This window comes from Streptomyces sp. NPDC052012 (assembly GCF_040689265.1).
Classification (GTDB): Bacteria; Actinomycetota; Actinomycetes; order Streptomycetales; family Streptomycetaceae; genus Streptomyces.
In genome coordinates this window covers 58,279-77,923 of the sequence record NZ_JBFAXA010000012.1, presented here as the reverse complement: position 1 = coordinate 77,923, position 19,645 = coordinate 58,279, and the positions used below count along the sequence as shown (strand labels likewise).

At 71.3% G+C, this 19,645-nt stretch carries 19 protein-coding genes; 9 read left to right on the top strand and 10 right to left on the bottom strand.

Going from position 1 to position 19,645, the window contains the following annotated elements:
• Positions 1-61: 61 nt before the first annotated feature.
• Both AB0412_RS20475 and AB0412_RS20470 read right to left on the bottom strand, forming a co-directional pair.
• Positions 62-937: a siderophore-interacting protein gene (locus AB0412_RS20475; protein WP_366404004.1), complete on the bottom strand. Its 876-nt coding sequence runs from the start codon at positions 935-937 to the stop codon at positions 62-64.
• 122 nt (positions 938-1,059) lie between these two features.
• Positions 1,060-2,103 (bottom strand): ABC transporter substrate-binding protein, encoded by a 1,044-nt coding sequence (locus AB0412_RS20470; protein WP_366404003.1) that lies wholly within the window; start codon positions 2,101-2,103, stop codon positions 1,060-1,062.
• Between the two features lie 153 nt (positions 2,104-2,256).
• Here AB0412_RS20470 and AB0412_RS20465 point away from each other — a divergent pair, with 153 nt between their 5' ends.
• Entirely contained in the window at positions 2,257-2,601 is a 345-nt protein-coding gene (locus AB0412_RS20465) for a hypothetical protein (protein WP_366404002.1), read from the top strand.
• Positions 2,602-2,608: 7 nt separating this feature from the next.
• Here the strand turns inward: AB0412_RS20465 and AB0412_RS20460 are convergent, their stop codons facing one another.
• From AB0412_RS20460 to AB0412_RS20445, 4 genes are read right to left on the bottom strand one after another with little or no spacing between them, the layout of a single operon-like run.
• The gene (locus tag AB0412_RS20460) at positions 2,609-3,769 is read right to left on the bottom strand and encodes an acyl-CoA dehydrogenase family protein (RefSeq protein WP_366404001.1); all 1,161 of its coding nucleotides are present in this window, start codon (positions 3,767-3,769) and stop codon (positions 2,609-2,611) included.
• Between the two features lie 5 nt (positions 3,770-3,774).
• The gene (locus AB0412_RS20455; RefSeq protein ID WP_366404000.1) at positions 3,775-4,731 is read right to left on the bottom strand and encodes a hydroxymethylglutaryl-CoA lyase; all 957 of its coding nucleotides are present in this window, start codon (positions 4,729-4,731) and stop codon (positions 3,775-3,777) included.
• Positions 4,728-6,662, bottom strand: a complete 1,935-nt coding sequence (locus AB0412_RS20450; protein WP_366403999.1) for an acetyl/propionyl/methylcrotonyl-CoA carboxylase subunit alpha — start codon at positions 6,660-6,662, stop codon at positions 4,728-4,730. The genes AB0412_RS20455 and AB0412_RS20450 overlap by 4 nt, the downstream gene beginning before the upstream one ends.
• 14 nt (positions 6,663-6,676) lie before the next feature.
• On the bottom strand, positions 6,677-8,293 hold the full coding sequence (locus AB0412_RS20445; RefSeq protein WP_366403998.1) for a carboxyl transferase domain-containing protein: 1,617 nt from the start codon (positions 8,291-8,293) through the stop codon (positions 6,677-6,679).
• A gap of 87 nt (positions 8,294-8,380) precedes the next feature.
• Here AB0412_RS20445 and AB0412_RS20440 point away from each other — a divergent pair, with 87 nt between their 5' ends.
• The 3 genes from AB0412_RS20440 (at position 8,381) to AB0412_RS20430 (ending at position 11,182) form a co-directional block, all read left to right on the top strand.
• Positions 8,381-8,977, top strand: a complete 597-nt coding sequence (locus AB0412_RS20440) for a TetR/AcrR family transcriptional regulator (protein WP_366403997.1) — start codon at positions 8,381-8,383, stop codon at positions 8,975-8,977.
• 142 nt (positions 8,978-9,119) lie between these two features.
• Positions 9,120-10,277 carry an acyl-CoA dehydrogenase family protein gene (locus tag AB0412_RS20435; protein ID WP_366403996.1) on the top strand — a complete coding sequence of 386 codons (1,158 nt, stop codon included), beginning with the start codon at positions 9,120-9,122 and terminating at the stop codon, positions 10,275-10,277.
• 35 nt (positions 10,278-10,312) lie between these two features.
• Positions 10,313-11,182, top strand: coding sequence for an acyl-CoA thioesterase II (locus tag AB0412_RS20430; RefSeq protein ID WP_366403995.1), 870 nt, complete (start codon positions 10,313-10,315; stop codon positions 11,180-11,182).
• A gap of 29 nt (positions 11,183-11,211) precedes the next feature.
• On the opposite strand, the gene AB0412_RS20425 is transcribed toward AB0412_RS20430, so the two are convergent.
• Both AB0412_RS20425 and AB0412_RS20420 read right to left on the bottom strand, forming a co-directional pair.
• Positions 11,212-12,003: a phosphatase gene (locus AB0412_RS20425; protein WP_366403994.1), complete on the bottom strand. Its 792-nt coding sequence runs from the start codon at positions 12,001-12,003 to the stop codon at positions 11,212-11,214.
• A 92-nt stretch (positions 12,004-12,095) separates the two neighbouring features.
• Positions 12,096-13,727 carry a helix-turn-helix domain-containing protein gene (locus tag AB0412_RS20420; RefSeq protein ID WP_366403993.1) on the bottom strand — a complete coding sequence of 544 codons (1,632 nt, stop codon included), beginning with the start codon at positions 13,725-13,727 and terminating at the stop codon, positions 12,096-12,098.
• A 187-nt stretch (positions 13,728-13,914) separates the two neighbouring features.
• On the opposite strand from AB0412_RS20420, the gene AB0412_RS20415 reads away from it, so the two are divergent.
• The 3 genes from AB0412_RS20415 to AB0412_RS20405 are packed head-to-tail and all read left to right on the top strand — an operon-like array spanning position 13,915 to position 18,101.
• On the top strand, positions 13,915-15,384 hold the full coding sequence (locus AB0412_RS20415) for a sodium:solute symporter (RefSeq protein ID WP_366403992.1): 1,470 nt from the start codon (positions 13,915-13,917) through the stop codon (positions 15,382-15,384).
• Between the two features lie 54 nt (positions 15,385-15,438).
• The gene (speB, locus tag AB0412_RS20410) at positions 15,439-16,419 is read left to right on the top strand and encodes an agmatinase (protein WP_366403991.1); all 981 of its coding nucleotides are present in this window, start codon (positions 15,439-15,441) and stop codon (positions 16,417-16,419) included.
• Positions 16,416-18,101, top strand: a complete 1,686-nt coding sequence (locus AB0412_RS20405; protein ID WP_366403990.1) for a thiamine pyrophosphate-binding protein — start codon at positions 16,416-16,418, stop codon at positions 18,099-18,101. The genes speB and AB0412_RS20405 overlap by 4 nt, the downstream gene beginning before the upstream one ends.
• Here the strand turns inward: AB0412_RS20405 and AB0412_RS20400 are convergent.
• Together AB0412_RS20400 and AB0412_RS20395 are read right to left on the bottom strand one after the other, a co-directional pair.
• On the bottom strand, positions 18,085-18,534 hold the full coding sequence (locus tag AB0412_RS20400) for a glutaredoxin domain-containing protein (RefSeq protein WP_366403989.1): 450 nt from the start codon (positions 18,532-18,534) through the stop codon (positions 18,085-18,087). The genes AB0412_RS20405 and AB0412_RS20400 overlap by 17 nt on opposite strands.
• 49 nt (positions 18,535-18,583) lie before the next feature.
• Positions 18,584-18,751 (bottom strand): hypothetical protein, encoded by a 168-nt coding sequence (locus AB0412_RS20395; protein WP_366403988.1) that lies wholly within the window; start codon positions 18,749-18,751, stop codon positions 18,584-18,586.
• 219 nt (positions 18,752-18,970) lie between these two features.
• Here AB0412_RS20395 and AB0412_RS20390 point away from each other — a divergent pair, with 219 nt between their 5' ends.
• A complete protein-coding gene (locus AB0412_RS20390; protein ID WP_366403987.1) occupies positions 18,971-19,180 on the top strand; it encodes a type II toxin-antitoxin system VapB family antitoxin in 210 nt (69 codons plus the stop codon).
• On the top strand, positions 19,177-19,599 hold the full coding sequence (locus AB0412_RS20385) for a PIN domain nuclease (protein ID WP_366403986.1): 423 nt from the start codon (positions 19,177-19,179) through the stop codon (positions 19,597-19,599). The genes AB0412_RS20390 and AB0412_RS20385 overlap by 4 nt, the downstream gene beginning before the upstream one ends.
• Positions 19,600-19,645: the final 46 nt, after the last annotated feature.

Genomic DNA, 19,645 nt, shown 5'->3' with positions numbered 1-19,645 from the left:
GGCCCTCACCGTGACCGTGATCACGCCCACACACTTGGTGACGGAGCGTCAACCCACGGTCCTACTCGCCCTGTTCGCGCAGCTGCTCCTCAGTCAGCCCGCGCCGCCAGTAGCCCACGAAGGTCACGGCTCGCCGGTCGATCCCGCGCTCGGAGACGAAGTGCCGCCGCAGCAGCTTGACGTTCCCGGACTCACCGGCGATCCACACATACGGCCGCTCGGCGGAGGGCAGTTCAGCGGCACGGAGGCCGTCCAGGGCCATGGGGGAGCCCAGGCCGGCGCCGTGCCCGTCCCGCACGAACCAGGTGACCTCGGCGTCGGCCGCGGTCGTGAGGTCGTGGACGTCCCCCGCGTGCGGCACCTCGAGCCAGGCCCGGACGCGGGTCCCGGCAGGCAGCGCCTCGAGGATGGCGGCGGTGGCGGGCAGGGCGGTCTCGTCGGCCCACAGCAGGACGAGGTCGGTGCCGTCGGGCGGCCGGAAGCGAATGGCCCGGTTGTCGGCGACGGCGGGCCCGAGCAGCAGCACCCGGTCGCCGGGAGCGGCTCGGCCGGCCCAACGGGAGGCGGGTCCGGCCTCGATGCCACTCCCGTCGTCCTCGACCCCGTGCAGGACGAAGTCGATGTCGATCTCGGTGGTGACCCCGTCCGCGTCGGCGCGCAGCGCCCGAAGGGTGTACGACCGCATCACCGCGCGCACGTCGTCCGGGAGTTCCCGCCACGCCTGCCACCACCCGTCCCCGAGCTCGATGGGGACGGCGGGCTCTTCCTGCCCGGGGTGGGGCAGGAAGAGCGACAACGACTGATCGAGCCCGTGGGAACGGAACTCCCGCAGTTCGGGTCCACCGAAGGTGACCCGCACCAGGGACGGCGTGAGCCGCCGAGTCCCCAGAACATGCAGCGCGAAGAAACGGAAGGGATTGGCCACGGCGGTGCTCATACGGGGGGCTCCTGTGGTGATCGGGGGGTGAGCCACCTCAGGGGCGCGGGGAACTGCGCGACCAGCCACAACGGACCCGCAGCTCCCCACTCACAGACACCCCCACGGCGCTGAACCGCGGCTCAGCTGACCTTCTTCGCCTTCTCGATCGCAGCCGCCAGGTTCTCCACCAGCGGCACGCACTTGTCGTACGACAGAATCGGCTCGGCCGACCGCGAGATGACCTGCCCCGCCTTCACCGCAGGCAGCTTCTTCCACGTCGCCTCGGTGATGTCCGCCGGCTGGATCGCCGACGACCGGTCGTCCATCATGATGATGTCGGCCTTGTGCTTGTCGACGTTCTCCCAGCTGAGGCTCTCGAACCAGCCGCCGGTGGCCTTCTTGGCCTCCTCGGACGGCTCGACGAAGTTCACGCCGAGCGCCTTGAAGTACTCGAGGTCCACCGACAGGTTGGTCCCGGAGACGTAGAACAGCTCCTGGCTGGCGGAGCCGGCCATCACCTTGATGTCGGGGTGGGCCTTCGCGGCCTTCCGCAGCCGCTCGGACGCGGCCTCGAACCGCTTCTTCGCGTCGACGGCCTTCGCGGCCTTCATGTCGCCGCCGAGCGACTCGGCGAGCTCCCACATGCGCTGCAGCGGCTGGGTGAGCTGACGGTCGTAGACCGAGATGGCGACGCTCGGGGCGAGCTTGGCGATCTTGTCCTTGGACTTCTCGGGGACGTACCAGAGGGTGCCGGCGCTGTCGAAGGTGGTGGAGATGAGGACCTCGGGTGCGAGCGCGGCGTACTTCTCGACGTTGAACTGGTCCCAGATGTTGCCGAGGATGGTCACCTTGCTGATGTCCATGTCGCCGGCCTGGACGTCGGCCTTGCCGTCCTTGGTCTTGGTGGGGCCGAAGACGCCCTTCACCTCGACCCCGTAGTCGTACAGGGCGGCGGCGACACCGGTGAACGCGACGATGTTCGCGGGCACCTTGTCGAGCTTCACGGTCTTGCCGCGGTCGTCCTTGAAGGTCCACGGGCCGGACTTGGCCTCGTCCGCCGAGCCCGAGCCGCCGTCCTTCTTGTCCTCGTCCCCGCAGGCCGTGAGCACGGCGCCGAGTCCGAGAGCGCCGCCGGCGGCGAGCAGTCCGCGACGGGAGAAGCGAGCGGTTCTGGCGTTCGACATGGGTGGGTCTGCTTTCGTGCGTGCGGAGCCGGCGGGTGCACGCTGACGGCCCCTTGGCTGGAAACACGCTTAGGCTAGCCTAACCTCACGTAGTGTCCAGAGGGTGCCCGGCCGCCCTGTACGGTGATCCCGATCACGCAAGGGGGGTTGACCGTGGAGCAGCACGTCAGATGGCACCGCCGCTGGGGCACACCCCTGGCCGCCAACCTGATTCTTGGCGTCGTGGCGATCGTCCCCCTGTGGCTGACGATGATGTTCCTGCTGAGCCACCTCTGGGGCCTGACCCCCCGTGACCCCACGGACAACGACGGCTCGTTGCCCTGGCTGATCGTCCTGACCCTGCTCTGGTCCGTCTTCCTCGCCCTCTGGCTCCCCGTCAACGTCTACGCCCGTCCGAGGACGGGCGTATCGTCCCTCCGCTACTGGACCGTCAGCGCCGGCCTGGCACTGACGCCGATGGTGTTCCTGACGGTGCTGTTCGCCCTGGTGGACGGCTGAGGGCGGGTCAGCCCGCCAGCCCCAGCTCCCGGGCGATCAGCATGCGCTGGACCTCGCTCGTGCCCTCGCCGATCTCCAGGATCTTGGAGTCGCGCCACATGCGGGCGACCGGGTACTCGTTCATGAAGCCGTAGCCGCCGTGGATCTGTGTCGCCTCGCGGGCGTTGTCCACCGCGATCGTCGACGAGTACAGCTTCGCCAGCGCCGCCTCCTTCTTGAAGGGCTCGCCCGCCACCAGGCGGCTGGCCGCGTCGCGCCAGGCGAGGCGGGCCGTGTGGGCCTTCATCTCCATGTCGGCGATCTTGAACTGGATCGCCTGGTTCGCGCCGATCGGCTTGCCGAAGGCGTGGCGTTCCTTGGCGTACTTGACCGACTCGTCCACACAGCCCTGCGCCAGGCCCGTCGCCAGCGCCGCGATCGCGATGCGGCCCTCGTCCAGGATGCGGAGGAACTGCGCGTAGCCCCGGCCCTCCTCGCCCAGCAGGTTCGCCGCCGGCACGCGGACGTCCTGGAAGGACAGCTCCCGCGTGTCCGAGGCGTTCCAGCCGACCTTCGAGTACGGCGCCGCGACCGTGAAGCCCGGCGTGCCGGACGGGACGATGATCGCCGAGATCTGCGGCTTGCCGTCGGGCTTGCGGCCCGTGACCGCCGTGACCGTCACCAGGCCCGTGATGTCCGTGCCCGAGTTGGTGATGAAGCACTTCGTGCCGTTGACGACCCATTCGTTGGTGTCCGGGTCCAGCCGTGCCGTCGTGCGGGTCGCTCCCGCGTCGCTGCCGCCGTCGGGCTCCGTCAGGCCGAACGCGCCCAGGATCTCGCCCGAGCACAGGCGCGGCAGCCACGTGCGCTTCTGCTCCTCCGTGCCGAAGAGGTGGATCGGCATGGCGCCGAGCGACACCCCGGCCTCCAGGGTGATGGCCACCGAGGAGTCGACCCGGGCCAGTTCCTCCAGGGCCACGCCCAGCGCGAAGTAGTCGCCGCCCATGCCGCCGTACTCCTCCGGGAACGGCAGGCCGAACAGCCCCATGCGGCCCATCTCCCGCACGATCTCGTACGGGAACTCATGGCGCTCGTAGAAGTCACCTATCTTCGGCGCCACCACATCGTGCGCGAACTCCTCGACCGTACGGCGGAGTTCTTCCAGTTCGGGGGAGAGCTTGTGGTCCATGTCGTTCACTGCTCCTGGTGGGAGAGGGCTCGTACGGTGCGGGACGGGCTGGGTCGGCCCAGATGCGCGGCCATCCACACGCTGGTGGCGACGAGACGGCCGAGGTCGACCCCGGTGTCGATGCCGAGGCCCTGCAGCATCCACACGAGGTCTTCGGTGGCGAGGTTTCCGGTGGCGGACTTCGCGTAGGGGCAGCCGCCGAGGCCCCCGGCGGAGGAGTCGACGGTCGTCACTCCGTGCCGGAGGGCGGTCAAGGTGTTCGACAACGCCTGGCCGTAGGTGTCGTGGAAGTGGACGCCGACGACGGACACCGGCACACCGGCCTCCTCCAGCGCCGTCAGCAGCGCCTGGACATGGCCCGGGGTCGCCACCCCGATCGTGTCGCCCAGGCTCAGCTCGTCGCAGCCCATGTCCAGCAGGGCCCGGCAGACCTTCACCACCTGCGGGACCGGGACCGGGCCCTCCCACGGGTCGCCGAAGCACATCGACAGATAGCCCCGGACCCCCACGTCCTGCGCCTTCGCCCGGCTCACCACCGGCTCGAACATCGCCAGCGCCTCGTCCACCGTGCGGTTGAGGTTGGCCTTGGCGAAGGACTCCGTGGCGCTGGCGAACACCGCGACGCGGCGGGCGCCGAGCGCCAGGGCGCGGTCCAGGCCGCGTTCGTTGGGGACCAGCACCGGCAGCTCCACCGGCAGGTCCGCGACCGCCGGGTACAGCTGCTCGGCGTCCGCCAGCTGGGGCACCCACTTGGGGTGCACGAAGCTCGTCGCCTCGATCGTGCTCAGGCCCGTCTGCGACAGGCGGCGGACGAACTCCGCCTTCACCTCCGTCGGCACGGTCGCCTTCTCGTTCTGCAGACCGTCCCGCGCGCCGACCTCGTAGATCCGCACGCGCGTGGGCAGGCCCTCGGCCGGTACGGCCATGGGGAGGCCCAGGGCACTCGCGTCCGCTGCCGTCATGACTGCGCCTCCTCCTCCGCGGGTGCGATGACCGCCAGGACCTGGTCCATGGCGACGGTGGTGCCGGGCGCCACGTCCAGTTCGGTGACGGTGCCGGCGTGCGGGGCGGAGATGACGTGCTCCATCTTCATCGCCTCCACCACCAGCAGGCTCTGGCCCGCGGCCACCTCGTCGCCGACGGCGACCTTCACCACCGTCACCGTGCCGGGCATCGGCGCGGTCAGCGAGTCGGCGCCCGCGTGGGCGGCCCGGTTGAGTGACGCGGCGACCGGGTCGTGGTCGCGGACGTGCCAGGCGTCGCCGTCCCGGCCGAGCCAGTCGGCGGCCCGGTGGAAGGTGTGCCGGACGCCGTCCAGCGTCACCGTCACCCGGTCGTCGGCGACCGCCCCGCTGCCGCGCGGGGCGTACTCCACCGGGTCCTGCACCTTCAGCGGGAACACCACGGGTTTCCGCTCGCCGCCCAGGCGCCAGCCGTCCGGAACCGAGAACGGGTCCGTCCAGCCGTCGCCGCGCGGGCGCAGCGCGTCCAGGCGTACGGCCGCCGCCGCCTCGTAGACCTCGTCGGGTACGTCCGTGACGACCAGGGAGTCCACCTCGCGCTCCACGAGCCCGGTGTCCATGTCGCCGCTGACGACGGCCGGGTGCGCCAGCAGCCGCCGCAGGAACCCGGCGTTGGTCTGCACGCCCAGCGTGACCGTCTCCGCGAGGGCGGCCCTCAGCTTGCGCAGCGCGGTCGCGCGGTCGGGGCCGTAGGCGATGACCTTGGACAGCATCGGGTCGTAGAGGCTGCCGACCTCCGTGCCCTCGCTGAGCCCGGAGTCGGTGCGCACGCCGTCGCCCTGGGGCTCGTGCAGCTTCAGCACCGTGCCGCCGGAGGGGAGGAAGCCGCGTGCCGGGTCCTCGGCGCAGATGCGGGCCTCCACCGCGTGACCGGTGAGCCGTACGTCCTCCTGCGCGAAGCCCAGCGGCTCGCCCGCCGCCACCCGCAGCTGCCACTCCACCAGGTCGAGTCCTGTGATGAGCTCGGTGACCGGGTGTTCCACCTGGAGGCGGGTGTTCATCTCCATGAAGTAGTACGACGACGGGTCGCCGCCGGGGACGATGAACTCCACCGTGCCCGCGCCCCGGTAGCCGCAGGAGCGGGCCGCCTGGACCGCCGCCTCGCCCATCGCCGCGCGGGTCGCCTCGTCGAGGAGCACACTCGGCGCCTCCTCGATGATCTTCTGGTGGCGGCGCTGGAGGGAGCACTCGCGCTCGCCCAGATGCACCACGTGGCCGTGGCCGTCGGCCAGGACCTGGATCTCGATGTGCCGGGGGCGGTCGATCCAGCGCTCCACCAGGAGCGTGTCGTCGCCGAAGGAGGCGCGGGCCTCGCGGCGGGCGGCGGCGATCTCGTCGGCCAGCTTCGCCTCGTCCCGCACCAGGCGCATGCCCTTGCCGCCGCCGCCCGCGGAGGGCTTCAGCAGCACCGGCACGCCGATCTCACGGGCGGCCCCGGCGAGCTGCTCGTCCGTCAGGCCGCTGCCGCTGGAGCCGGGCACCACCGGGACACCGGCCGCCTTCACCGTCTCCTTGGCGCGGATCTTGTCGCCCATCAGGGCGATCGCGTCGGCCGGGGGACCGATGAACACCAGGCCCGCCTCGGCGCACGCGCGCGCGAAGCCGGCGTTCTCGGCGAGGAAGCCGTACCCGGGGTGGACCGCCTGGGCGCCGGTGCGCGCGGCGGCCTCCAGCAGCCGCTCCACCGACAGATAGCTCTCGGAAGCGGGGGCAGGGCCGATCCGCACCGCCGTGTCGGCCTCGCGTACATGCCGGGCGTCGGCGTCCGCGTCGGAGAAGACGGCCACCGAGCGCACACCCATCGAGCGCAGGGTGCGGATGACGCGGCAGGCGATCTCGCCGCGGTTGGCCACCAGAACTGTCTCGAACATCGTCGTCCGTCCCCTCACATCCGGAAGACGCCGAACTGGGGGTCACCCAGGGGCGCGTTGGCGCAGGCGGTCAGGGCCAGGCCCAGCACCTGGCGGGTGTCGAGGGGGTCGATGACCCCGTCGTCCCAGAGGCGGGCCGTCGCGTAGTAAGCGTTCCCCTGGCGCTCGTACTGCGCACGGATCGGCGCCTTGAAGGCCTCTTCGTCCTCCGCGGGCCACTCCTCGCCGCGCGCCTCCAGCTGGTCCCGCTTGACGGTCGCGAGCACGGACGCGGCCTGCTCGCCGCCCATGACCGAGATCTTGGCGTTGGGCCACATCCACAGGAAGCGGGGGGAGTAGGCCCGGCCGCACATCGAGTAGTTGCCCGCGCCGTACGACCCGCCGACCACCACCGTCAGCTTCGGCACGCGGGTGCAGGCGACCGCGGTGACCATCTTGGCGCCGTGCTTGGCGATGCCGCCCGCCTCGTAGTCGCGGCCCACCATGAAGCCGGAGATGTTCTGCAGGAACACCAGCGGGATGCCGCGCTGGTCGCACAGCTCGATGAAGTGGGCGCCCTTCTGGGCGGACTCGGAGAACAGGATGCCGTTGTTGGCGACGATCCCCACCGGGTGGCCGTGGATCCGGGCGAAGCCGGTGACCAGGGTCTGCCCGAACTCCGACTTGAACTCGGCGAAACGGGAGCCGTCCACGACCCGCGCGATGATCTCGCGCACGTCGTAGGGGGTGCGGGAGTCGACCGGCACCGCGCCGTACAGCCCCGCCGGGTCGACCTTCGGCTCGACGGCCGGCTCGACCTGCCAGGGGAGGGAGCCCCGCGCGGGGAGCGTGGAGACGATCGTGCGGACGATACGGAGCGCGTGTGCGTCGTCCTCCGCGAGATGGTCGGTCACACCGGACACACGCGCGTGCACCTCGCCGCCGCCCAGCTCCTCCGCCGTCACCACCTCACCGGTGGCCGCCTTCACCAGCGGGGGCCCGCCGAGGAAGATCGTGCCCTGGTTGCGGACGATCACCGCCTCGTCGCTCATCGCCGGGACGTACGCCCCGCCCGCCGTGCAGGAGCCCAGCACCGCCGCGATCTGCGGGATCCCGGCGCCCGACATCCGGGCCTGGTTGTAGAAGATCCGCCCGAAGTGGTCCCGGTCCGGGAACACCTCGTCCTGCATCGGCAGGAAGGCGCCGCCGGAGTCCACCAGGTAGACGCAGGGCAGGCGGTTGTCGAGGGCCACCTCCTGCGCGCGGAGGTGCTTCTTCACCGTCATCGGGTAGTACGTGCCGCCCTTGACCGTGGCGTCGTTCGCGACGATCACGCACTCCCGGCCGCTGACCCGGCCGATCCCGGCGATCACCCCCGCCGCCGGGGCCTGTCCCTCGTACATCCCGTCGGCCGCCAGCGGGGCCAGCTCCAGGAAGGGCGAGCCGGGGTCGAGGAGGGTGTCCACGCGGTCGCGCGGGAGCAGCTTGCCCCGCGCGGTGTGCCGCGCCCGCGCCTTCTCGCCGCCGCCGAGCCTGGCCGCGGCCAGCTTGGCGCGCAGCTCCTCGACGAGGGCGCGGTGCGCCTCCTCGTTGGCCCGAAAGGCCTCCGACGCGGGGTCGGCCGCGCTGTGAAGCTCCGGTGCCTCGTGCATCCTTGCGGTCCCCTCACCTTGTTAATGAGCGTTAACGCATTTCCTTCAGGTTAACGACCGCTAACCTCCCTGTCTAGAATCGTCTGCATGGCCACCAGAACCGACGCCCCCACCCGCCGCGAGCAGATCCTCAAGGAGGCCGCCCGCCTGTTCGCCGAGCGCGGTTTCCACGGCGTCGGGGTGGACGAGATAGGCGCCGCCGTCGGCATCAGCGGACCCGGCCTCTACCGGCACTTCGCGGGCAAGGACGCGATGCTCGCGGAGCTGCTGGTGGGGATCAGCGGGCAGCTGCTGACGGGGGCGAAGCGACGTCTGGCGGAGGCCGACGGGGTGCCGGCCGAGGAGGTCCTCGACTCGCTGATCGAGGGGCACATCGACTTCGCGCTCGACGACCGTCCCCTCATCACCCTGCACGACCGTGAGCTGGACCGCCTCCGGGACAGCGACCGCAAGCTGGTGCGCCAGTTGCAGCGGCAGTACGTCGAGCTGTGGGTGGCGGTGGTCCGCGAGGTCTACCCGGAGCTCACCGAGCCCGCCGCCCGTTCGGCGGTGCACTCGGTGTTCGGGCTGCTCAACTCCACCCCGCACCTCGGCCGCCCCGGCTCCCTGCCCGGCCGGACGACGACGGCGCAGCTGCTGCACCGGATGGCGCGCGGGGCGTTCGCGGCGGCGGGCACGCGCTGACCCGCGGGGCGTGAGGAGCGCGCCGGCGTCCTCGGCGTGACGAGCGTTACGGGGCCACCACCCTTTACGGCCATGGATACTGGCCGGTATCTTCGGTTCTGAGCAAGCGCTTAGACATGACCGAGTTCGTGGAGGTGGCGGAGTGCGCCGTACGGTTTTCAACGAGGATCACGAGGCGTTCCGGGAGACCGTCCGCGCCTTCATCGAGGCAGAGGTCGTTCCCGTCTACGACGAGTGGTTCGCGGCCGGCCAGGCGCCGCGCGACTTCTACTACAAGCTCGGTGAGCTGGGCATCTTCGGCATCAGCGTGCCCGAGGAGTTCGGCGGCGCGGGCATGGACACCCACAAGTTCGAGGCCGTCCTGTACGAGGAGACCTCCCGCGCGGGCGTCATGTTCGGCGGCTCCGGCGTGCATGTGCTGCTCGCCCTGCCCTACCTGAAGATGCTCGCCACCGACGAGCAGAAGAAGCGCTTCCTGCCGAAGTTCGTCACCGGCGAGGAGATGTGGGCCATCGCGATGACCGAGCCGGGCACCGGCTCCGACCTCGCGGGCATGAAGACCACCGCCAAGCTGAGCGAGGACGGCTCCCACTACGTCCTCAACGGCGCCAAGACCTTCATCACCGGCGGCGTCCACGCCGACAAGGTGATCGTCTGCGCCCGCACCGCCGCGCCCACCGCCGAGGACCGCCGCCACGGCATCTCCCTGTTCGCCGTGGACACCAAGTCCGAGGGCTACTCGGTCGGCCGCAAGCTGGACAAGCTGGGCCTGAAGGTCTCCGACACCGCCGAGCTGGCGTTCGTCGACGTCAAGGTGCCGGTCGAGGACCTGCTCGGCGAGGAGAACAAGGGCTTCTACTACCTCGGCCACAACCTGGCCTCCGAGCGCTGGGGCATCGCCTACGGCGCCTACGCGCAGGCCGCCGCCGCCGTCCGGTTCGCCAAGCAGTACGTCCAGGAGCGCACCGTCTTCGGCAAGCCGGTCGCCCACTTCCAGAACACCAAGTTCGAGCTGGCCGCCTGCCAGGCCGAGGTGGACGCCGCCCAGGCCGTCGCCGACCGCGCCCTGGAGGCCCTGGACGCCGGTGAGCTCACGCCCGCCGAGGCCGCCAGCGCCAAGCTGTTCTGCACCGAGGTCGCCCACCGCGTCATCGACCGCTGCCTGCAGCTGCACGGCGGCTACGGCTACATGAACGAGTACCCGATCGCCCGCCTGTACGCGGACAACCGCGTCAACCGCATCTACGGCGGCACCAGCGAGATCATGAAGACGATCATCGCCAAGGACATGGGGCTGTAGTCACCGCGAAATCCCTGCCGTATACAACTGACCTCATGAGTCAGGCACTCCAGGAGCTCCTCGATCTGCTCGACCTCGAGCAGATCGAGGAGAACATCTTCCGCGGCCGGTCCCGGTCCGCCGTCGTCCCGCGTGTCTTCGGCGGGCAGGTGGCGGCGCAGGCGCTCGTCGCCGCCGGGCGTACGGTCCCCGAGGACCGGCACGCGCACTCCCTGCACGCGTACTTCCTGCGCCCCGGCGACCCGGGCGCGCCCATCGTGTACTCGGTGGACCGCATCCGTGACGGGCGCTCCTTCACCACCCGCCGGGTGGTCGCGGTCCAGCACGGCAAGCCGATCTTCCATCTCTCGGCGTCGTTCCAGACGTACGAGGAGGGACTGGACCACCAGGAGCCGATGCCGCCCGCGCCGGACCCGGCCACGCTGCCCACCGGCGAGGAACGGCTGCGCGGCTATCCGCACCTGCCCGCCGACACGGTCGAACGGTTCATCGAGGCACGCGCGGCGGTCGACCTGCGCTACGTCGACGACCCGCCGTTCGGCAGCTTCGGCGAACCGCGCGAACCGCACTCACAGGTGTGGTTCCGCACCAACGGCAAACTGGCCGACGACCCTCTGCTCCACGTCGTCCTCGCCACGTACGTCTCCGACATGACCCTGCTCGACTCCGTGCTGCTCGCGCACGGGCGCGGCGGCTGGGCGGTCGGTGACGTGGTGGGCGCCTCGCTGGACCACGCGATGTGGTTCCACCGGCCGTTCCGGGCCGACGAGTGGCTGCTGTACGACCAGCACTCCCCGTCGGCCTCCGGCGGCCGGGGTCTCGGTCAGGCGCGGATCTACACCCAGGACGGCCGCCTCGCCATCTCGGTCATCCAGGAGGGCGTGGTCCGCGTCCCGCGCGACTAGCGCCCTCCTGGTCCGGCCCCTCTGGGCCCCTACTGGTCCAGCCCCGCCTCCGCCAGCAGGTACGCCGTCATCGGGTCGTAGTGGCGGGGGCTGAGGACGTGGTCGTCGAGGGGGACCACCACCTGGACGGTGCCCTCCGCCTCCGCGATGAACAGGGCCGGGTCGTTGCAGTCGGCGTAGCCGACCGAGTCGACGCCGTGCTGTCCCGCGTAGCCCGCCCAGCCGTGGTCGGCGACGACCAGGTCGGGAAGCGGGCGGCCCTCGCGCTCCAGGGCGGTGAGGATGGCCTTCATCGGCTCGCCGGAGTGGGTGTGCCAGAGGGTGGCGCCGTGTTCGAGCATCGCCACGTCCGCGAACTGCATCACGTAGCCCTCGTCCGTGGCCAGCCCGTCAGGGATCACCACGATCTCGCAGCCGGCCGCGCGCAGGGCGTCGGCGGTGGCGCGGTGCACGTCCAGCAGGCCGCCGGGGTGGCCGGTGGCGAACAGCACCCGCTGCTGCCCGTCGGCCGCCTTGCGCAGCCGGCCCGCCATGCGCTCCAGACCGGCCACGGTCAGTTCGGGGTCGATGGTGTCCTGGCCGTAGCGGTACTCCGGGTCGTCGTTGACGCCGACGCGCTCCGCCATCACCGCGAGCACGTCCTGCTCGTCGCTCCAGCGGTCGCCGAGTTCCAGACCCAGCCAGAAGTGGCGGTCGCCGTTGGCCAGCTTGCGGTAGTGGGAGAGGTTGTTCTCGCGCGGTGTGGCGACATCGCCCGCGATGCGGGTGGCGATCAGGTGCTGGATGAGCTCGGCGCGGCTGGGTGTCCCGGATATCGGCATGCCCACCATTGTGAGGCAGCGGGCGGTGGGCGTCCCTGACGTATCGAGCGCTGGGACGTGCGTCACGTACTCAGACGACTACGTACGGATACTCAGGCCCGTTTCAGCGCGAACCAGAGCTCCATGCGGACGTCCGGGTCGTCCAGGTCGGCGTCCAGGAGGGTCGCGCAGCGGGCGATGCGCTGCCGCACGGTGTTGCGGTGCACGGACAGGGCGACGGCGGTGCGGTCCCAACTGCCGTGCAGCGAGAGCCAGGTGCGCAGGGTGTCCGTGAGGGCCGGGTTGCCGCCGAGGGGTGCGAGGAGCGCGCGGGCGTGGGCGTCGGCGTCGGGCGGGGGGATGAGGTCGGTGACGGCGGGGCGGTCACCGTGCCGGACCAGAGGGGCGCGGGTGGCACGGGCGCGGGCCAGGGCGCGGGCGGCCTCGGTGTCGGCGGCGGGCCAGTCGGAGGGGGTGGCGGGGGCGCTGACGCCGAGGGTCCAGCCGGGGAGCGCGTCCAATTGCCGGTCGCCCGGGACAAGGACGCGTACGACGTCGTCGGTGAGGTCGACGAGTGCGGAGCCCAGGGCGGCGCCGAGGGCGGATGCGGCCAGGGCGTCCGGCGCCGTCTGTGTGGTGGGGCCGGCGTGGACGACGCGCCAACGGTCGCCGCCGAGCAGGGGGGCCACGTCCTGAGGGTCGCTTCCCAGGAGGACTCGTACCAGGGCGGAGGAGCGGGCGGCGCCGGTCGCGCTCTGATGCTCTCCCGTCAGCAGAGACAGCAGTACGGCGGCGACGGAGGCGATGGTGTGGTCGGTGGATTCGCGGTGGGGGGTGGCTACGGCGAGGACGAAGCCGTTCTCTGCGCCGAGGGCGTAGGCGGCGAGGTGGGTGTCGACGAGGGTGTCTGTGGCGCTCGCTGGGTGGGGGCTGGGCGGGGGAGGGGTCGCCTGCCCGCGCTCGCCGGGTGCCTCCCCCACTCTCGGCTTCGCTCGAGCGGGGGGACCCCCATCACCCACCCTCCCCCACTCTCGGCTGCGCTCGAGCGGGGGGACCCCCATCGCCGCAGCGGCCCGACCGCCCGCAGCCATGTCGCTCCAGACCGCTGGGCGTACCACCTCGGCCAGGCTCGCCAACCCCGCCCTCACTTCCGGGCTCTGCTCCCGCCCTGCCGACGCCAGTTCCGTGCTCTCCGGGCCGTACAGCACGGCGTAGCCGTTCAGGCGCGTCGCCAGTTGTCGTAGCACCGACGGGATCGGGTCCGGGCGGGAGGCCGCTGTGGCCAGGCTCTGCTGGGCCTCTGTCACGCGGCGGAGTTCCGCCACGCGGGCGCGGGCCATCAGCTGCCAGACCGCTCGGGCCACGCCCGAGAACGTGGTGCGGGGCGGGACCTCCAGGAGGGGGAGGCCGTGGAGGTCGCAGGACTCCACCAGCGCGCCCGGGACCGTGTCGTGCAGCGGGGCCAGGCCGAAACCGAGCGCCGCGCCGCCTGCCGCGACGATGCGGGAGACGTACGCGTCGAAGTAGCCCGTGCCCGCGCCGTCGGGGATGTGGACGCCCGCTGTCAGCAGCAGCTCGCCGCCCAGGAGGTACGGGTACGGGTCCGCCATCTCCGAGGTGTGCGCCCAGTGGATCACGATGCCGGGGTCGGTGGGCCCGGCGATGCGGCGCAGGCCGAGGTCCTCGCGGGCCAGGAGGGCTTCCAGGGGCACCGGTGGTGTCGGCGGAACCGTGGGATCCGGCATGGTGGACGTTTCCTCCATTCCATTCGGCCCGTATGGATGAAACGTACACTTCGCAGTCGCTTTCCGGCCACCTAAGGTCGGGTCAGACCGGCAGCCCGCGGGTACGGGCGGATGTCCCCGCGACGAGCCACCGGACACCTTCCATCAGCACGACACGCCACCGAGAGTGCGCGAAGGAGGCCCCCGTATGGCCGTCGACTACCTGGTCATCGTCGTCTATCTGGCCGGCATGCTGGCCATGGGCTGGTGGGGCATGCGCCGCGCCAAGTCCAAGAGCGAGTTCCTGGTCGCGGGGCGGCGGCTCGGGCCCGCCATGTACTCCGGCACCATGGCCGCCATCGTCCTCGGCGGTGCCTCCACCATCGGCGGTGTGGGCCTCGGCTACCAGTACGGCCTGTCCGGCGCCTGGATGGTCTTCACCATCGGCCTCGGCCTGCTCGCGCTGAGCATCTTCTTCTCCGCCCGCATCGCCCGCCTGAAGGTCTACACCGTCTCCGAGATGCTCGACCTGCGCTACGGCGGCCGGGCGGGCGTCATCTCCGGTGTCGTCATGTGGGCGTACACGCTGATGCTGGCGGTGACCTCCACCATCGCCTACGCCACGATCTTCGACGTCCTGTTCGACATCAACCGCACCCTCGCCATCGTCCTCGGCGGCTCCATCGTCGTCGCGTACTCCACGCTCGGCGGCATGTGGTCCATCACGCTGACCGACATGGTGCAGTTCGTCGTCAAGACGATCGGCGTGCTGCTCCTGCTGCTGCCGATCGCCGTCGTCAAGGCGGGCGGCTTCAGCGAGATGAAGGCCCAGCTGCCCACCGAGTACTTCGACCCGCTGGGCATCGGCGGCGAGACGATCTTCACCTATGTGCTGATCTACACCTTCGGCATGCTGATCGGCCAGGACATCTGGCAGCGCGTGTTCACCGCCCGCAGCGACACCACCGCCAAGTGGGGCGGCACCGTCGCCGGCACCTACTGCCTGGCCTACGCCGTCGCCGGCGCGGTGATCGGCACGGCCGCCAAGGTGATGTACCCGAAGCTCGCCAGCCCCGACGACGCCTTCGCCACCATCGTCAAGGACGAACTGCCGATGGGGGTGCGCGGCCTGGTCCTCGCCGCCGCCCTGGCCGCGGTGATGTCGACCTCCTCCGGCGCGCTCATCGCCTGCGCCACCGTCGCCAACAACGACATCTGGTCCCGGCTGCGCGGCATCGTCAAGCCGTCCGGCGCGGAGCACGACGAGGTCAAGGGCAACCGTGCCTTCATCCTGATCATGGGTGTGGCGGTGATCGCCACGTCCATCGCGCTCAACAACGTCGTCGAGGCGCTGACGGTCGCGTACAACCTGCTCGTCGGCGGGCTGCTCGTGCCGATCCTCGGCGGGCTGCTGTGGAAGCGCGGCACCGCGCAGGGCGCGCTGGCGGCCGTCGCCGTCGGCGGTCTCGCGGTGCTCGGCCTGATGGCGGCCTACGGCATCCTCGCCAACGAGCCCATCTACTACGGCCTCCTCGCCTCCCTCGCCGCCTACGTCGTGGTCTCCCTGGCCACCCCGGCGACCGACGCGGCCGTCCTCGCCGTCTGGCGTGAACGGCTCGCCGGGCGCGGCGGCCCCGAAACCGAATCCGTGTCCGAAGCCGTGCCCGCGGCCCAGTAGAGTCGGTGGGCAAGCAGTACATACGCGACGAAGCGTAGGAAAGAAGGCAGTTTCATGAGCAGCAACGAGACACCCCGCGGCCCCGTCGACTCCTCCCGCATCCCGCGGTACGCCGGCCCCGCGACGTTCGCCCGGCTGCCCCGGCTCGACGAGGTCGGCACCGCCGACGTCGCCGTGGTGGGCGTACCGTTCGACTCGGGTGTCTCGTACCGGCCGGGCGCCCGCTTCGGCGGCAACGCGATCCGCGAGGCGTCCCGGCTGCTGCGCCCCTACAACCCGGCGCAGGACGCCTCCCCGTTCGCCCTCGCGCAGGTCGCGGACGGCGGCGACATCGCCGTGAACCCGTTCAACATCAACGAGGCCGTGGAGACCGTCGAGGCCGCCGCCGACGACCTGCTCGGCACCGGCGCCCGCCTGATGACCCTCGGCGGCGACCACACCATCGCCCTGCCGCTGCTGCGGTCGGTGGCGAAGAGGCACGGCCCCGTCGCCCTGCTCCACTTCGACGCCCACCTGGACACCTGGGACACCTACTTCGGCGCCGAGTACACCCACGGCACCCCGTTCCGCCGGGCGGTGGAGGAGGGCATCCTCGACACCTCCGCCCTGTCCCACGTCGGCACCCGCGGCCCGCTCTACGGCAAGCAGGACCTCACCGACGACGAGAAGATGGGCTTCGGCATCGTCACCTCCGCGGACGTCTACCGCCGGGGTGCCGATGAGGTCGCCGACCAGCTGCGCCAGCGCATCGGCGACCGCCCCCTGTACATCTCCATCGACATCGACTGCCTCGACCCCGCCCACGCGCCGGGCACGGGCACCCCGGAGGCGGGCGGCATGACCTCCCGCGAGCTGCTGGAGATCCTGCGCGGACTCGCCTCCTGCAACCTGGTCTCGGCGGACGTCGTCGAGGTGGCCCCCGCCTACGACCACGCCGAGATCACGTCGGTCGCCGCGTCCCACACGGCGTACGAGCTGACCACGATCATGTCCCGCCAGATCGCCGAGGCGCGCAAGGAGAACGAGAGCAAGTGACGCACGACCACGACCTGGTACTCCGCCCGACGCCGGCCCAGACGGAGGCCGCGCTGAACCCTCCCCCCGGCCGCAACGGCGGAGACCTGGTCGTGGAGACCCTGGCCGGGCTCGGTGCGACCACCGTCTTCGGACTGCCCGGCCAGCACGCCCTCGGCATGTTCGACGCCCTGCGCCGCTCCGACCTCAGGTACGTCGGTCTGCGGGTGGAGAACAACGCGGGCTTCGCGGCGGACGCGTACGGCCGGATCACCGGCGAGGCCGCCCCGCTGCTGCTATCGACGGGCCCCGGCGCGCTCACCTCCCTGGCCGCGCTTCAGGAGGCGGCGGCGGCCTCGGCTCCGGTGCTGGCGATCAGCAGCCAGATCCCGACGGCGGGCCTCGGCGGCGGCCGCCACGGCTACCTGCACGAACTGCCCGACCAGGCGGCGTCCTTCCGGGGCGTGGTCAAGTCCGTCCACACGGTCCGTACGCAGTCCCAGATCCCGTCGGCGATCGCCGCGGCCTGGAAGTCGGCGCTGACCGCCCCGCACGGCCCGGTGTGGGTGGAGATCCCGCAGGACGTCCTGCTCGCGGAGACGACGCTGCCGGTGGTGACGGCGATGGACGCGACGCCGGACGAGCTGCCCCCGCGCCCCGAACTCACCGCCGTGGCCGCCCACTTGCTGTCCTCCGCCACCCGCCCGGCGATCATCGCGGGCGGGGGAGTGGTCCGCGCGGACGCCTCCGGCAAGCTGAGGCAGCTGGCCGAACGCCTCCAGGCCCCGGTCGTCACGACCTTCGGCGGCAAGGGCGCGTTCCCGTGGAACCACCCCCTGTCTGCGCAGTCCTGGCTGGAGGACCGCCACACCACGGACTTCCTGGAGGACGCGGACGTCCTGCTGGTGGTCGGCTCGGGCCTCGGCGAACTGTCCTCGAACTACCACACGTTCAAGCCCCGCGGCCGGGTCGTCCAGATCGAGGCCGACGCCGGCAAGCTGGAGTCCAACCACCCGGCCCTCGGCATCCACGCGGACGCCCGCCTCGCGCTCCAGGCCCTGCTGGAGACGGTTCAGCCGCGCGAGGACGCGAGCGCACCCGAGCGGGTCCGCACGCTGCTCGCGCAGGTCGCCGATCGCATCGCGTCGCAGGAACTCACCCTGGAGCAGGAGGTCTTGGCGTCGGTCCGCCGTGCCCTGCCCGCCGACTCGCCCTCCTTCTGGGACATGACCATCCTGGCCTACTGGGCCTGGTCCGCCTTCGACGCCAAGGGCCCCAACCTGCTGCACTCCGCCCAGGGCGCGGGCGGCCTCGGCTACGGCTTCCCGGCCGCCCTCGGCGCCGCGGTCGCCGACCCCACGCGCCCGGTCCTCGCCGTCTCGGGCGACGGCGGCGCCCTGTACTCCATCGCCGAGCTGGCCACGGCCCGCCAGTACGACCTGGACGTCACGTGGCTCATCGTCGACGACGGCGGCTACGGCATCCTCCGCGAGTACATGACCGACGCGTTCGGCCAGGCGACGGCGACGGAACTGACCCGCCCGGACTATGTGGCACTGGCGGAGTCCTTCGGCGTACCGGGCGTGCGGACGACTCCCGAGACCTTGGACCAGGACCTCGCGAAGGCCCTGACGTCCCCGGGCCCCTCCGTGGTCGTCCTCCCGGCGGTCCTGCGGATGTTCGCGCCTACGCATCTGGGGTGAGGGCGGGCGGGAGCTGTTCGCGGACCCAGGCGGGATCGGGGTTGGTGTGCGCCTGGCCCGCCACGACGACGGTCGGCACGGTCTCGTTGCCGTCGTTGGCCGCCCGCACCGCCGCAGCTCCCGCTGGGTCCCGCCAGATGTTGACCCAGTGCGCCTGACGTGCGCGGCGGCCCAGCCGGAGGCGCAGCCGCATGCAGTACGTGCAGCCCGGCCGCCAGAAGACGACCGGTCGGCCGTCGACCGCGCTACGGCGTCGTGCCTCCTCCGCGCCGACCGACCTCGGGAAGATCAGGGGCGAGTGCACGCCCGCGAGCGCCAGGGACGCCACCAGGAGTGCCGCGGCTGTACCGGGGTTCCCGTTGGCGAGCAGCCCCGTCGCCACGGCTGAGCCGCCGAGCAGCAGCAGTGCCGGCAGGATCCACACGCGCATCATGCCGACGCAGGCTACCGATTAGCCGGAATGCCCGTGCGAGCAAGCCGATTCACTTGGACATGATGAAGTCCAGGGCCAGGCCCGAAGCGGTGGTCCAGTAGGTGATCAGCCGGCCGTCGTCCGCGTACAGGGGCTCGACCGGCAGCGGGACGTCTATCGGCTTGCTCGTGGTGCTGCCGGGCTCGGGGCCTTGGAGGGTGAGGGCGAGGGGGGTCACCTCGTACTCGTCCCTGCCACCGCCGGCGACGAGCAGAGCCGCGTGGTGCAGGGCGTGGCACAGTCGCTGAGGCGCTTCTCGGCCTGAGAGGGGCTCTTGGTGGGGGAGGGGCTCTCGGCCTGGGAAGGCTTATCGGTCCCGGACGGCTTCGCGCTGCCCGGCTCCTCGGTCGCGAGAGGCATATGCTTTATATGGACGCCACATAGGGAGGATATGCCGATGTCGAATCTGTACGTGGAGGTCGACGACGACGCCCTGAGCGAGGCCGCCGAGATACTGGGAACCAAGACCAAGAAGGACACGGTCAACGCGGCGTTGCTGGAGGTCGCCAAGCGACGTCGCAGGCTGAAGGCGCTGGAGGAACTCGCCGGGATGGGTGAGCGCGGCGACTTCGACGCGCTGCTGGGCAAGGAGAACTACCGCCGGTGAGCCCCGTGCAGTACCTCATCGACACGTCCGCTGTGGTGCGCATCCTGACCGTCAAGAGCGTGCGCGAACAGTGGACCGATCACCTGGTCGAAGGGGTGGTGGGGCTGTGCGACGTCACCGAGCTGGAGCTGCTCCACTCGGCCCGGTCCCTCGTCGACCGCCTGGCCAAGGAACAGCTCTTCGCCGAGCTCTTCAACTGGGTGCCCATGCCCGACGGCGTCTACCAGCGGGCCCGAGCCGTGCAGCGCGATCTCACGGAGTCCGGCGCGCACCGTAGCGCTGGGGCCGTCGATCTGCTGGTGGCCGCCGCCGCGGAACTGTCCGGGCTCACGGTGCTGCACTACGACACCGACTTCGAGACCGTGGCCAAAGTGACCGGTCAGCCCACGTGGTGGGTGGCGCCTGCTGGGACGTTGTAGCAGCACGCCCTCGATTGTTGCGGAGGGATGAAATCCGCCCCCGAGC